This is a genomic window from Clostridium rhizosphaerae (assembly GCF_016765585.1).
Classification (GTDB): domain Bacteria; phylum Bacillota; class Clostridia; order Clostridiales; family Clostridiaceae; genus Clostridium_AT; species Clostridium_AT rhizosphaerae.
The window spans coordinates 981,187-994,259 of sequence record NZ_JAESWC010000002.1 but is presented as its reverse complement, the minus strand read 5'-3'; the positions used below and the strand labels follow the sequence as shown (position 1 = coordinate 994,259).

At 34.1% G+C, this 13,073-nt stretch carries 14 protein-coding genes; 12 read left to right on the top strand and 2 right to left on the bottom strand.

The features are described 5' to 3' along the window. The first annotated feature begins 384 nt into the window (after positions 1–384). Together JK636_RS07845 and JK636_RS07840 are read left to right on the top strand one after the other, a co-directional pair. Positions 385–582, top strand: coding sequence for an alpha/beta-type small acid-soluble spore protein (locus JK636_RS07845; protein WP_202748270.1), 198 nt, complete (start codon positions 385–387; stop codon positions 580–582). A gap of 260 nt (positions 583–842) precedes the next feature. Continuing rightward, positions 843–1,712: an aldose epimerase family protein gene (locus tag JK636_RS07840; protein ID WP_202748269.1), complete on the top strand. Its 870-nt coding sequence runs from the start codon at positions 843–845 to the stop codon at positions 1,710–1,712. Between the two features lie 58 nt (positions 1,713–1,770). Here the strand turns inward: JK636_RS07840 and JK636_RS07835 are convergent, their stop codons facing one another. Next, a complete protein-coding gene (locus JK636_RS07835) occupies positions 1,771–2,391 on the bottom strand; it encodes a hypothetical protein (protein WP_202748268.1) in 621 nt (206 codons plus the stop codon). 140 nt (positions 2,392–2,531) lie between these two features. On the opposite strand from JK636_RS07835, the gene JK636_RS07830 reads away from it, so the two are divergent. The 5 genes from JK636_RS07830 to citX all read left to right on the top strand — a co-directional run bounded on the left by JK636_RS07830 (position 2,532) and on the right by citX (position 6,547). Continuing rightward, the gene (locus JK636_RS07830) at positions 2,532–3,098 is read left to right on the top strand and encodes a DUF4231 domain-containing protein (RefSeq protein WP_202748267.1); all 567 of its coding nucleotides are present in this window, start codon (positions 2,532–2,534) and stop codon (positions 3,096–3,098) included. 123 nt (positions 3,099–3,221) lie between these two features. Beyond that, the gene (locus tag JK636_RS07825; protein WP_202748266.1) at positions 3,222–4,445 is read left to right on the top strand and encodes an MFS transporter; all 1,224 of its coding nucleotides are present in this window, start codon (positions 3,222–3,224) and stop codon (positions 4,443–4,445) included. Positions 4,446–4,564: 119 nt separating this feature from the next. Next, on the top strand, positions 4,565–5,104 hold the full coding sequence (locus JK636_RS07820; RefSeq protein WP_202748265.1) for a hypothetical protein: 540 nt from the start codon (positions 4,565–4,567) through the stop codon (positions 5,102–5,104). Between the two features lie 38 nt (positions 5,105–5,142). Beyond that, the gene (gene larE / locus JK636_RS07815; protein WP_202748264.1) at positions 5,143–5,973 is read left to right on the top strand and encodes an ATP-dependent sacrificial sulfur transferase LarE; all 831 of its coding nucleotides are present in this window, start codon (positions 5,143–5,145) and stop codon (positions 5,971–5,973) included. 25 nt (positions 5,974–5,998) lie between these two features. Continuing rightward, a complete protein-coding gene (citX, locus tag JK636_RS07810; RefSeq protein WP_202748263.1) occupies positions 5,999–6,547 on the top strand; it encodes a citrate lyase holo-[acyl-carrier protein] synthase in 549 nt (182 codons plus the stop codon). Positions 6,548–6,584: 37 nt separating this feature from the next. Here citX and JK636_RS07805 read toward each other — a convergent pair whose 3' ends face one another. Then, complete coding sequence (locus JK636_RS07805) at positions 6,585–6,965, bottom strand: L,D-transpeptidase (protein ID WP_202748262.1); 381 nt, start codon at positions 6,963–6,965, stop codon at positions 6,585–6,587. A 291-nt stretch (positions 6,966–7,256) separates the two neighbouring features. On the opposite strand from JK636_RS07805, the gene JK636_RS07800 reads away from it, so the two are divergent. From JK636_RS07800 to JK636_RS07780, 5 genes are all read left to right on the top strand, one after another. After that, positions 7,257–9,233 carry a BglG family transcription antiterminator gene (locus JK636_RS07800; protein ID WP_202748261.1) on the top strand — a complete coding sequence of 659 codons (1,977 nt, stop codon included), beginning with the start codon at positions 7,257–7,259 and terminating at the stop codon, positions 9,231–9,233. Next, entirely contained in the window at positions 9,223–9,672 is a 450-nt protein-coding gene (locus JK636_RS07795; RefSeq protein ID WP_202748260.1) for a PTS sugar transporter subunit IIA, read from the top strand. The genes JK636_RS07800 and JK636_RS07795 overlap by 11 nt, the downstream gene beginning before the upstream one ends. 82 nt (positions 9,673–9,754) lie before the next feature. Then, positions 9,755–10,801, top strand: a complete 1,047-nt coding sequence (locus JK636_RS07790) for a PTS fructose transporter subunit IIC (RefSeq protein WP_202748259.1) — start codon at positions 9,755–9,757, stop codon at positions 10,799–10,801. A 57-nt stretch (positions 10,802–10,858) separates the two neighbouring features. Further along, positions 10,859–11,170, top strand: a complete 312-nt coding sequence (locus tag JK636_RS07785) for a PTS fructose transporter subunit IIB (RefSeq protein ID WP_202748258.1) — start codon at positions 10,859–10,861, stop codon at positions 11,168–11,170. A 105-nt stretch (positions 11,171–11,275) separates the two neighbouring features. Beyond that, positions 11,276–13,072 (top strand): hypothetical protein, encoded by a 1,797-nt coding sequence (locus JK636_RS07780; protein WP_202748257.1) that lies wholly within the window; start codon positions 11,276–11,278, stop codon positions 13,070–13,072. Position 13,073 lies beyond the last annotated feature (1 nt).

The following is a 13,073-nucleotide window of genomic DNA, read 5'->3' as shown; positions in this document are numbered from 1 at the left end:
ACTAAGACTTGACAATTTAATACTCCTTTTAAAAAAGCATAGGTTGGTATTTAACCTGTGCTTTTTTAAAATTTAGGCGCTGTTTAATAATAGTGTTGATATAAGCATGTTCATTGATATTGTAAAAAGCAAATCTATTGCAAACCAGCATGACTCAAGTAAATATTTAAATATTTTTATAGGTGTATATATAAATATGTGAATGATAAAAAGGTCATTACTTGCTTTTTATAAAACCCAAATTTAAAATTAAAACAATTTTTACCTTGGTTTAAACTTCATAGTCTTCGTACATTTTCATAGGATATATACTTGTATTTTGAGCAAACTTATACTACAAACCTAAATAAAAATAATTATTTAAATTAAAAGGAGGAGTTAACTATGTCAAGAAGAAATAATAGAGTGTTAGTACCACAAGCTAGAGCAGGTTTAGATAGATTTAAAGAAGAAGTAGCAAGTGAAATAGGAATACCAAATTATGCTTCAATAGACAAAGGAAATCTTCCTTCAAGAGATAATGGATATGTAGGCGGTTATATGGTTAAAAAAATGGTTGAAGCTTACGAAAAAAATCTATAGTACAAGAAAAGGTCAGGCGCTGTGCCTGACCTTTTTATGGGTGTTGGGGATTAGGGAATTATTTAATTTGGGGGATGATGAATTTGGTTAAAATTTTCTTCCTTGAATATATTATACAAGTATAAGTAATAGCTTGTCAATAATAATTTATAATATTTAATAATAATTATTCGAAAAAATATAATTTGAAATTTGTTAGGATTAAGGTATGCTTTAGTATATAATATTAAATTATAATATCAAAGGCAAGGTGATTAAAGGTGTATAAAGTTGAAGTTTTTGAAGACAAGTTTCTAATGTATAAACTTTATGAAGCGAGTACAAACTCTTCTGTTGTTATTTGTCCAGAAAGAGGTGGAATAATAACAAGTTATATAGTCAATGGAGAGGAAGTTTTTTATCTAGATAAAGAAACTTTTTATGATGAAAAGTCAAATATAAGAGGTGGGAATCCAATACTTTTTCCAATATGTGGACAACTTGAACAAGGCAAGTATGAGCTTAATAAAAAAGTGTATAGAATGAAAAATCATGGAGTTGCCAGAACTAATGCTTGGGGAGTTATTGATACTAAAAATAATAATATGGCAGCTGTTAAGTTAAGCTTAAAAAGCAGTGAAATAACTAAGGAAGAATTTCCTTTTGATTTTGAACTAATTTTTACATACACATTAAAAGATGGCAAGCTTACTATAGATCAAGAGTATATTAATAATTCAAATGAAATAATGCCAATTTACGCAGGTTTTCATCCATATTTCAAAGCTAAGGGTAAAGACATCAGTTATGACACAGATGCAGAGAATTATCTTGACTATAATGATATGAAGATAAAAAGGTATACAGGAAATATTGATTTGGAAAATATGAATGAATCGGCCGCTTTTATTGATGAAAAGAAGAATAATATCAGTTTTGAGCTCAAAGATTTAAAACGAAAAATAACTTTAAGTTATGGAAAAGAATTTAAATATATTGTACTTTGGACTGTAAAAGAAAAGGAATTTATATGTGTAGAACCTTGGATGTCAAGAAATGGAGCACTAAACTCAAAAGAAGGGCTTGTTTATATTAATCCTAAAGAAAGCTTAAAAACCTTTCTTACTTTTGAAATTCAAACGAATATTTAATAAAATACTAAGCGAGTTTTCTTTGCTTAGTATTTTAATATAAAAAACTTTAATAAACTTATAATCCTATTCTATGAGAAATAGTTATAAAAATATTGTTTCCTTCATTATGAAAGCTTTCTAAGATGTCACCTCTTAAATTTTCCTCAACAAGTGCTTTAAAAGATTCCATAGACTCTTTTGAAAGGCTGATTGGTGTAGTTATTTCAAGTATATAACTGGAATTGCTGCTTAATGTAATATCTTTTATATCAAAATATTGTTTATACTTGTTTCTGATTTCTTTACTAGATAAAGTATTCTGCCATCTTTTTTTTATTGTTTCTGTAAGTACTATGGGATCTTTGTTTACTTTAACAACAATATAGCCTTTATATTTATCCCAACTTATAGATATATCTCCTCCAAAGCTGTATTCTAATGCCTTTTCTATTTTATAAAGGTTGTCTGGAGTCAAACCAGCAGGTATCTTTGCTTTTAAATCGAAGCTGCCATATCTGTATACATCTATTGATTTAACTTCAAAGGTTTCTTCAAGACTGTTTTTGGTTTTGGTAACCTCCATTATCTTATACCAATCTTTCTTTATTTTATTTTTTCGAAAGGAATCTGTTCTGGGAAGTAAGGAATATATTCCTGCTGCACAAACACTTACTAATAATAAACCTTCAACAATCATTTTAAATCTCCTAACAAATGTATATAGTTAAATTTATTCAAAAGCAGAATTATTTATTACTTGTGCTGATTATTGAATGTAGCCTTTAAATGCAGGTTTTCATATGATGATATTATAGATTTACGGGAGGTGCGGAAAGTTTGAATCTAAAGGCTAAGTTTAATACATTTCAGGAGGAACTGAATTGTTCAATAGGTTTTTTTGAAGATAAACATAAAAGAACAAAAAATAGAGCCTATGGGATAAAAATAACTTCTGTATGCTTTAGTGCTCTTATTACAGTTATATTAGGGTTAAGTGTAAGCGAAAATTTACTTGTTTTATTTAAAGATATAGCACTTGTTTTAGGAGCTGCGGTAACGATAATAAATGCTGTGGATGCATTTTATAATTATGGAGCTCTTTGGATTAAAAATACAGTTACTTTATCAAAGCTTAGGGAATTAAAAATAAAGTCTGAAATGTACTTAGCAGGATGCCAGGACTCTGATCTGTCAGAAAAAAAGATTAATGAATTTATTGGAGAATTTCAAAAAATACTTAGAGAAGACATGAAAGAATGGCTTAGAATAAGAGAAAGGGTAGGCAGGATGGAAGATGTTAAGGAAAATTTAATTGGAGGTTCTACTGCAATTATACAAGATAAGGGCGTAGATAAATTTAGAAGCGAAAAAACGGATATATCTAAAAGTGAAGAAAATAATTAATATATTGTACAAGTGGCTATATCCATTTTTGGATGCAGCCTTTTGTTTTGGAAAAAATATAATAAAATACATAAGATTTATTTTACACATAATAAAATTGACTACGATATGTTGGAGGGTGTTATGTGTAAAGAAGCTAAAATTCTTTTAATCATCAGCGCGATATTTACTTTTGCTATGGGACTATCAGGGATATTTGTAAATGTATTTTTCTGGAGGCAGACCAGTGAATTCATTGTGATAGTAATTTATAATTTAATGCATTACATTTCTACTCCAATTGGTTTTATATTAGCTGGCATAGTAGCTAAAAAGAAAAACGGAATATGGGCTCTTAGAATTGGACTGGCGATTTTTGCAATATTTTACGGATTAATGCTTTTAATAGGAGGAAGAGGGATATTATACATATATCTTCTAGGAATTATATATGGAATGGCTACAGGTTTTTATTGGCTTGCCTTTAATACCTTAAGCTTTGATTTTACTTGTATAAATAATAGAGATACTTTTAATGGGTTTAATGGCAGTTGTGCAGGTATAGCAGCAGCGGTGGCTCCTATAACTTCAGCCTTTATAATAAGCAGGTTTACGAGTAATAAGGGATATAGTATAGTGTTTTCTACAACGCTTGCTTTGTTTGTAGTTCTAATATTAGTGAGTTTAACTTTAAAATGCAAAAATTATGGAAGCAGAATAAATTATAAACTAGCCTTTGGAAGAAATTGCAGGGAGTGGGGTATTATTAGAAAAGCTACTTTGCTTTGGGGGTTTAGAGATGTTATTATTGCTTTTACTGTCAACATATTGATAATTCAGGCTACAGGAAGTGAATTATCGCTTGGAAAGCTTACTTTTATAGCTTCACTTTTATCTTCAGCTTCTTATGTGCTGGTTCAAAAAATAATTAAACCGCCTAAAAGAAGCCTTGCAGTATATGTTGGTACAATAGGTTCCTATGCAGCAGTGCTCATAATAGCTTATAAGGTAATATATAGTACCTTAATGCTTTATGTATTATTAGATGCATTTTTCCTGCCATTTTTCTTGATACAACTAAGCTCTTCTTCATTTAACGTTATAAATAGAGCGCATGATGAGGATATGAGAGTAGAATATATGATTAATAAAGATATAGTTTTAAATATCGGAAGAATAATTAGTGCAGTTATACTAATAATACTTTTAAGTATATTTAAAAAATCTTCAATATTAAAGCTATATTTAATATTCATAGGTCTTGCTCCTATAGTTTCAGGTTTTTTCTTAAGACAGTTAAAGGAAGTTTTAGGCGGAGGCTGTGCGACAGAGCCTAAGGCACCAATGAGTAATGAAGATCAGCAGTAAGGTTATAAACTGTCTCAAGTTTTTGAGGCAGTTTATAAAATATAAGTATATAAAAAAGCTTAAAATAATATAATAAATTAGCCTGTTTAAAAAGAATTTGTATTTGGGGGGCTTAGAATATGATCAATGCTATGGATGAGGATATTATAGAGTTAAATATAGCGGTAAAAAACACTGAAGAAATTTTTCAGCAATTTGGTTACAGCTCTATAAGTGAAAATACAATAAGCAAGGACTTTGAGGAATATATACTAAATTCCATAAAGAATTATCCGTTAGAGGAAAAGTTAAAGCTTATAATACATATACAAAAAAAGGACCAAAGAGAATTAGATAATTTAGATAACTACATACATAAGCATTTTTCCAATAAGCTTTCAGATATTGAACTCAACTTAAAACAACAGTTTAAGGAATGGAAGATTAACATGACAATCGGTATATTATTTTTAGTGCTGTGCCTTGTTTTAGTACAAGTTCTAGAGGCTTTTCAGCATATAAATTTTATGAAGATTATAAAAGAGGGGCTCATTATAATAGGCTGGGTTGCATTATGGGAACCTGTTACTTTTATACTTTTTAGCTGGAGGAATTTAAAGCGCGACAGGCTATACTATAAAAAACTTTGCAGTATACCTATTAGTGTAGTAGAATATTAGTGTTATAACACAATATGAAACACATTAGGGGGTATACTATGGATTTACAGCAAAAATTTCAAAAGCTTAAAGATATTCTTAAGGAAATAGGCAGTGCTGCAATTGCTTATTCAGGCGGTGTTGACAGCACATTTTTATTAAAGGTAGCTCATGATGAATTAGGAGAGAAAATAGTAGCTGTAACAGCAAAGTCCTCTACCTATCCAGAAAGAGAATATAAAGAAGCTCAAAAGTACATAGCACAGTTTGGTGCAAAACATATTACAATAGTTTCAGAGGAATTAGAAATAGAAGGATTTGCAAAAAATCCAGTAAATAGATGTTACTTCTGCAAAACAGAATTATTTGGTAAGGTAAGACAAGAAGCGGATAAATACGGCTTAAAGCATGTGCTTGATGGCTCTAACTTTGACGATATAGGCGATTACAGACCAGGTATGAAGGCTGCTAAGGAGCAGGGAGTAAGAAGTCCTTTAAAGGAAGCAGAGCTTACTAAAAATGACATTCGTGAACTTTCCAAAATGCTTAACATACCTACCTGGAATAAACCTTCATTTGCTTGTCTTTCTTCAAGATTCCCATATGGAAATGAAATAACTGTTCAAAAGTTAACTATGGTTGATAAAGCTGAGCAGTTTTTAATGGATATGGGCTTTAATCAATTAAGAGTAAGACATCATGGAGATATAGCAAGAATTGAAGTTGCTCCAGAGGACAGAGTTAAGTTTTTTGATGTTGAAGTTATGGACAAGGTTGGAAGTGAATTTAAAAAAATAGGATTTAAATATGTAACTTTAGATATGCTTGGTTACAGAACAGGAAGTATGAATGAAGTTTTAAGTGAAAAGGAAAAAGCTTCAGCTAAATAGTATTTATACGAAATGAGGTTTTAAAGTGAGTTTATCTTTTGAAGGTGTAGAGCAGAGCCTTATGGATATACTTGATGCAAGAGAAGAAAGAGTTAGGTATCAGGAACATTTGCTTATTGAGTACAAATGTACAATTATATCATATAAACTTAATATACCTGGAAACAGAAAATATAACTTGCTTATAAAGCAGATTTTTGATGAGGGACTTTCAATATTTAATAAGAAATTAGATGAACTCTCAATAAATAAGATTAGTGAAAAAATAATCTATAAAGACAGCGGTCCTGAATACTTTGCTGTATTTAATGAATCTGAGCATAAGATTAAAAAACTCACAACTGACATTGAAGAAAAGCATGCTTTAGGAAGATTGTTTGATTTTGATGTCATAAGTAAAGAAGGAAAACAAATTTCAAGAAAAGAACTTGGAATAGCATCAAGAAGATGTTTTTTATGCGGCAATAATGCTTTTGAGTGCGGAAGAAGCAGAAGGCATAAAATTAGCGATTTGACTGATAGAATAGAAAAAATGGCGCTTGATTATTTTACAAAACAAAAAAGTATGGATTAAAGACCCATACTTTTTTGTTTTGTAAAATTTATTTACTCTATACGATTGTTACTATTGTGCCTATGGGAACCAGGTTAAATATTTCTATAACATTATTGTTATACGTTCTGATGCATCCGTTTGATACAGCTTTTCCAATAGAAGAGGGATTATTTGTGCCATGGATCCCATAGTCGCCATTTGGAGCATTTAAGCCCATCCATCTTGCACCAAAGGGACCGCCTGGGTTTACTGCTTTATTAATTATCTTAAAAGTTCCTTTCGGGGTTGGTGTTGAAGGCTTACCTATAGCTATAGGATATGTTTTAAACACTTTTCCGTCTCTATACAAGGTCATTCTTTTTTCAGCGGTATTGACAGTTATACTGTATCTGGGAGCACGATAAAGTTCTTCGTAATCCGGATAACTAATGAACATATATTCCTCCAATAATAAATCAATTCATGATTATAATATGAGGGAGGAATAAGGAGTGTGACCATGAGAAATATCTATGGCCTGCGAGATAACTATTTCCTTATGTGATAAACAGGTGGCGTAACATAGGTATTATATAAAATTAAAAGTTTCTACATATAAGTGTTTAAATTAGTAAGCTTTTACCACATCGATGAGGAAGGAAATAGGGCCGCTTGACATATTGAAGGCAGCATATGAAAACGTTATAATAAAATTGTAAGTTGAAATTAATGTAAGGGAGGTAAAATTATGGATAGGCTGCAAAAGATACTGGAGCTGGTTTTGAAAAACCACACACCTGTATCAGTGGATTATATTGCTGAGCAATTAAAGGTATCCAATAAAACTATCAGAAATGATTTTGCCAAACTCGAGAGCCTTGTTTTAAAAGCAGATTTGAAACTGAGTAAAAAACCAGGTGTGGGCATAACCATTGAAGGCCCTGAAGAAAAGAAACTGGAGCTTATAAATAAAATTAAGGATAGTGCAAACTATGTGGAACCATATTCTCCGGAGGATAGGTTGAATCATATCTTGAAGGTTTTATTTATGTGCAAGACTTCAACTACTGCCAGAGAGCTTTCTGAAAGCTTATATGTAAGCCGTGTAACTCTTCAGAAGGACTTGGAAAGGGTAGAAGAATGGCTGTCTAAATTTAATCTGGGTCTTTTGAAAAAGCCAAATCACGGTATAGAAGTAGTTGGCAGTGAAGAGGATTGGAGAAAAGCTGTTGCTTCCTTATTAGTCAGTAATAAAGGATATGTTGAACTAAATGAACTTATTTCTGAAGACTACGAGGGCAAGATAGATCATAACTCAATTTCCAAATTAAAAGACTTAGTTAATATTGATTATAGTCTATTAGAGAAAATAGTTAACAAGGCTGAGGACAAGCTACAATTTAAGTTCTCAGATGAGGCTTTTATAAGTCTAATAATGCATATAGCAATAGCAATCAAGAGGCTTGAGGAAAAGAAGGACATTAAGCTTTCGGAGGAAACTCTTAAAGGCCTTAGAGAAAATGAAGAATATGAGATTGCCAGGCAGATTGCAGCTGATATTGAAAGCTCCTTTAAGGTAAAACTGCCTGAGGCTGAAATAGGATACATACTGCTGCACATACTGGGCACAAAGATTCTGGAGGGAAAAAGCTGTGATATTAAGGTCAGCTTTGAAGAACAAAGTGAAAATGAACTTGCAGTGATTATGGCGAAGGAAATAGTTTCTGTAGCTGAGCGAGCCCTGAATATCAGTTTAAGCAAGGACAAACAGCTGATGAATGGATTAATTCTTCATCTGAGGCCTACAATTAACAGACTAAAATACGGCTTAACCCTAAGAAATACTATTTTAAAAGAAATAAAAGAAAACTACATGGAAATTTTTGGAGCAGCTTGCATGACCAATACCATATTTGAGAGATACATTGGTGTTACTATGCCGGAGGAGGAAATAGGCTATATATGTCTTCATTTAGCAGCAGCTGTAGAGAGAAATAAAAATCCTCTAAGGGCTCTTGTTGTATGTGCCAGCGGAATTGGCACCTCTCAGATAATATCTGCCAGAATTGAGAGAAGCTTTAAGGAAGTAGAAATAGTTGATGTAATATCTGCAATTGAACTCAAACATAGGAAGCTTGAGGATGTGGACATAGTGATATCCACGGTGCCTGTTACGGCTGCAAAGCCTGTGCTTATGATAAGCCCGCTTCTGAGCCAGAATGATATCAGAAGGATTGATCTGTATATAGACCACTTAACAAGCAGAGGTGCAGACAAAAGTACAGTACATGAATTTATTGACAAAAGCATGATTTTCATAAGAAAGGAACAATTCAGCAAGGAAGATTTGCTCAGAGAGATGTGTGAAGGTCTTGTGAAAAGAGGATATGTTGAGAAGGGATTTATTGATAGTGTTTTAGGGAGAGAAAAGGTTTATTCTACCGCCTTGGGCTGGGGGATTTCACTTCCCCATGGAGAACCTAGGTTGGTTAAGACTTCCTGCCTTACCATAAGCATATTAAAGAAGCCGATAGATTGGGGAAGCGAAAAAACGGATATAGTGTTTCTGCTATGTATAAGCCCGGATAATATTAAAAGGTCAACAAAATGGGTTAGAGGCTTATATAACTTTATAGAATCCAGTGAGAATAGAGCCCTTCTGAAAAATTCGAAGGACAGCGAGGAAGTTTATAGGATTATGGAGGAATTTATGTATGTTGATTAACAGGAATCTGATAGCACTGAACATGGAGGCAAAAGATAAGAATGAGGCACTAAGAGAGCTGATAGCCCTAGTGAAGAGGGAAAACAAGATAGCCTCTGAAGAGAAATTTTTAGACTGTGTACTGCATAGGGAAAAGGAATTCAGCACGGGAGTGGGAAATGGAATTGCAATTCCTCACGGCAGATCAGAAACGGTAAACGAGGCATTAGTTGCATTTGCAAAATTAAACAACAGGATAGATTGGAATTCTGTCGATGACGAACTGGTTGATCTGATATTTCTCCTGGGTGTGCCTGAAAAGAATACGGAAAATCTTCATCTAAAGATACTTGCACAGCTTTCTAGAAAGCTTATGGATGAAGAATTTGTCAAGGTGCTTAGAGAGGCGCGCACGGAGCAAGAAGTGTTTGATGCCTTGAGCGATATTGAGGTAGGCTAGTTAACTGATTGATAATCCTTTAAGAGATAATTTTTAAAGGATTTGAAATAATAAATTATTTTAATTATTGGGGGTATTAAAAATGAAACAAGAACTAAAAAGACTGCGTGAGTATCTGATGACGGGGGTTTCCTACATGATACCTATAGTTGTTATAGGTGGAGTACTTATTGCTTTTTCAATCGCGCTTAGTGGAGTTCAGGAAGGAAAAGGTGCAGTTGTTACAGCTCCAATCTTAAAGAACATGATGGATATCGGTTCAGCAGCTTTCTCGCTGATGGTTCCAATATTAGCTGGTTTTATAGCTTATGGTATAGCTGACAGGCCTGGTATTGCTCCTGGTATGGTTGCCGGTGTTCTGGCAAACAACATTAAGGCTGGATTTTTAGGCGGTATCATAGCAGGTTTATTAGCAGGATATATTGCAAGATGGATAAAAGGATGGAAGGTTCATAAAAACTTAAGACCAATAATGCCAATATTTGTTATTCCACTTTTAACTTCATTAATCGTTGGCGGACTTATGATATATGTTTTGGGAAATCCTATAAGCTCATTAATGGCAAGCATGACAAATGGCTTAAAGAGCATGAGCCAGGGAAGTTCAGTATTCCTAGCACTTATTATGGGAGCTATGATTGCTTTTGATATGGGCGGACCGGTAAATAAGGTTGCTTTCATGTTCGGTTCAGCAATGATAGCAGAAGGCTTGTCAACAGTAATGGGACCAGTTGCGGCAGCTATTTGTATTCCTCCGCTTGGAATGGGAGTTGCAACTCTTTTAGCACCAAGAAAATATTCCGAAACTGAGAAGGAAGCAGGAAAAGGTGCGCTGGCAATGGGACTTATAGGAATTACAGAAGGAGCTATACCTTTTGCAGCTGCAGACCCTCTTAGAGTAATACCATCAATAATGATAGGCTCATCAGTTGGTGCAGCTGTAGCTGCTTTAGGAAAAGTTGCGGACCATGCTCCACACGGGGGGCCAATAGTGCTTCCGGTTGTGGATAACAAGCTTATGTTCATAATAGCCGTTCTTGTAGGTATTGCCGTTACAGCTACCATGGTAAATGCCTTGAAGAAACCTGTTTCTCAGGAAGTTGAAGAAGACCAGGGATTAGGAATGTAGCCTTTGCACAGCCTTATCAATTACTTTAAATAAAGCTTAAATGGGAAGAGGGATAAAATGAAAATAGTTGCAGTTACTGCATGCCCAACAGGCATTGCACATACCTACATGGCAGCCGAAGCTCTTGAAAAAGCTGCTAAGACTCTGGGACACCAAATAAAGGTGGAGACCCAGGGATCTATAGGAATAGAGAATAAAATTTCACAAAAGGAAGCTGATAATGCTGATTTGGTTATCTTCGCAGCTGATGTGGCTGTTAAGGAAGAAAAGAGGTTTAAGAACAAGCCAATCTACAGAGTTGAGGCACAAAAGGCAATAAAAAATGCCAAGGCTATTGTAGAGGAAGCAGTAAAAATAGTAAACCTATAAATTAATCAAATATAGCTTGAGCATGTGCAGGGCAAGAAGTAAAGCTATAGCTGATTCTTGCCCTGTAGTTTTAAGAGGATAAGCTTTGGTTTGTTGGGGGAGAAAATGGGAAAAATTAAGAAGAAGCAATCTAAGAAAAAAGGGTTCAATAAGAATCGGTGGATTAAACCTGTCATATTTTTAGCCGTTTTGCTGATCTTTATAGGCATATATGCAGTTTACAGCTATCCGAGAAAAATTGAGTTGGAGTACACAATAAAGCCTTTCTCAGTAGAAGAAAAAATGCTTAATGTGAATGTAAGAATAAAGCCTCTAAAGGCAGCAGAAGAAAAAACTTTTATATTGGTAAAGGGTGCAATGAATACCAGTGAAGAGAAGTGTACGGACAATCTCAACAGAAAGGTGAATTTTAAGGAGCAAAACGGGATTATAGTTATAGATAAATTAAGCGAAGGTGCTGAATATATAAACTACTCCTACAATGTTCAAATTGGAGGCTCTGGAAAACACGGCGACAATGGACAAATTTATCAGGATATGATGACCTTTGCAGGAGAGTCTGTTTTGGCTCTGCCAATGAGGGCTCTTAATTACGATAATCCCAAGGAAGATATCATTAGGAAAATCACAGTAAAGTCTGCAGTGCCGGATACCTGGGAGGCTATTATACCCTATCCCAAACAAGGTACCATAGCCGAATCTGAATTAGAAAACCCAAATTGGATGCAGTTGTACGAGCTTAGGCAAGCAACCTTCACCTTTGGAAGGTTTGAAAAGCATATACATACAGATTCCAAGGGCAAAGGTTATACAGTGTATCTGGATTCAGAGGCTAAGCAGTACTATGATTCAGAAGCCGAAAAAGGCATAGATAGCCTATATAATTATTATTCAGTTTTGTTTGACCACAAGCTGGATAATTACTCGATGATAATTCTTAGAAAAAGCAGGGAAAAACAGAACTATATCATAGGCGGAGTAAGCTCACAGAATTTAGCAAGCACCTTTGATCCTGATAATAAACGGGACTGGCAGCTTCTATCACACAGGATGTTCCATTCCTTCTTTGAAGCAAAACTGCCAGAAGAAAGATATCTCAAAGCACCTCTCCTTGAATTTTATGAAGGTCTTGCTACCTACTATGAAAACCTGTCTCTTGTCAGCTTGCCAGAGAACATAAGGGGCAGCCTAAACCTTTCCTATGATAAAGAGCTTCAATATCTATTTGAACGCTACGCCTACATGAGATTGAAAGACCCTAAAAGTTTAGCGCTTATTCCTCTTAACGAGGCACAGCTTCAGAATTCACCTTCAAGAATAGAATTCCTTCACTATACTCAGATGCCTTTAACTGTGGCTTATATGGAAGAGTTAATAAATCATGACACGGGCAGGAAGGATAATATCCTAAACTACATTCTTAAAAATAGCGGCGATAATAATGTGACTGTGGAAAAGATTGCCGATAAACTCTTAGGAAAGGCTTCAAAGGATTTTGTTTCTAAATATTTAAGAGGAAGTGAGCTTTTGCCGCTTTGGAATACCTATGCTGGAAAGCTTGAAAAGGATGAAGAAGTAGTAAAGAGGCTAAACAATTACGAAATGGAACTTTACACCTGGTTTTCCCAAGAAAATCTTCTATACAAATATGATCTTGCAGATGCAAAAGATATTGAGAAGCTTTATGAGGAAGCAGAACGAGAAAAAGTCCAGTTTTCAGATGAAACAACCGAGGAATTGGCGAAAAACACTTCGCCTGTATTGTATAAGCTTTTAAAGAGCCATGCACTTAGAGCAAAGGTGTGTTCTGTAGAATACAATGATGCCTCCTTAAGAGAAAAGCTCCTGGCAAGCCAGAGCAACCTAAGCAAATGGGATAGCTTTAAAAAGGGTTTAAAGTAAT

Excerpts from the sequence above, each read along its gene's own strand:
- JK636_RS07845 (WP_202748270.1), top strand. The coding sequence starts at position 385 with ATGTCAAGAAGAAATAATAGAGTGTTAGTACCACAAGCTAGAGCAGGT.
- JK636_RS07835 (WP_202748268.1), bottom strand. The coding sequence starts at position 2,391 with ATGATTGTTGAAGGTTTATTATTAGTAAGTGTTTGTGCAGCAGGAATA.
- JK636_RS07825 (WP_202748266.1), top strand. The coding sequence starts at position 3,222 with ATGTGTAAAGAAGCTAAAATTCTTTTAATCATCAGCGCGATATTTACT.
- JK636_RS07820 (WP_202748265.1), top strand. The coding sequence starts at position 4,565 with ATGATCAATGCTATGGATGAGGATATTATAGAGTTAAATATAGCGGTA.
- larE (WP_202748264.1), top strand. The coding sequence starts at position 5,143 with ATGGATTTACAGCAAAAATTTCAAAAGCTTAAAGATATTCTTAAGGAA.
- JK636_RS07805 (WP_202748262.1), bottom strand. The coding sequence starts at position 6,965 with ATGTTCATTAGTTATCCGGATTACGAAGAACTTTATCGTGCTCCCAGA.
- JK636_RS07800 (WP_202748261.1), top strand. The coding sequence starts at position 7,257 with ATGGATAGGCTGCAAAAGATACTGGAGCTGGTTTTGAAAAACCACACA.
- JK636_RS07795 (WP_202748260.1), top strand. The coding sequence starts at position 9,223 with ATGTTGATTAACAGGAATCTGATAGCACTGAACATGGAGGCAAAAGAT.
- JK636_RS07790 (WP_202748259.1), top strand. The coding sequence starts at position 9,755 with ATGAAACAAGAACTAAAAAGACTGCGTGAGTATCTGATGACGGGGGTT.
- JK636_RS07785 (WP_202748258.1), top strand. The coding sequence starts at position 10,859 with ATGAAAATAGTTGCAGTTACTGCATGCCCAACAGGCATTGCACATACC.
- JK636_RS07780 (WP_202748257.1), top strand. The coding sequence starts at position 11,276 with ATGGGAAAAATTAAGAAGAAGCAATCTAAGAAAAAAGGGTTCAATAAG.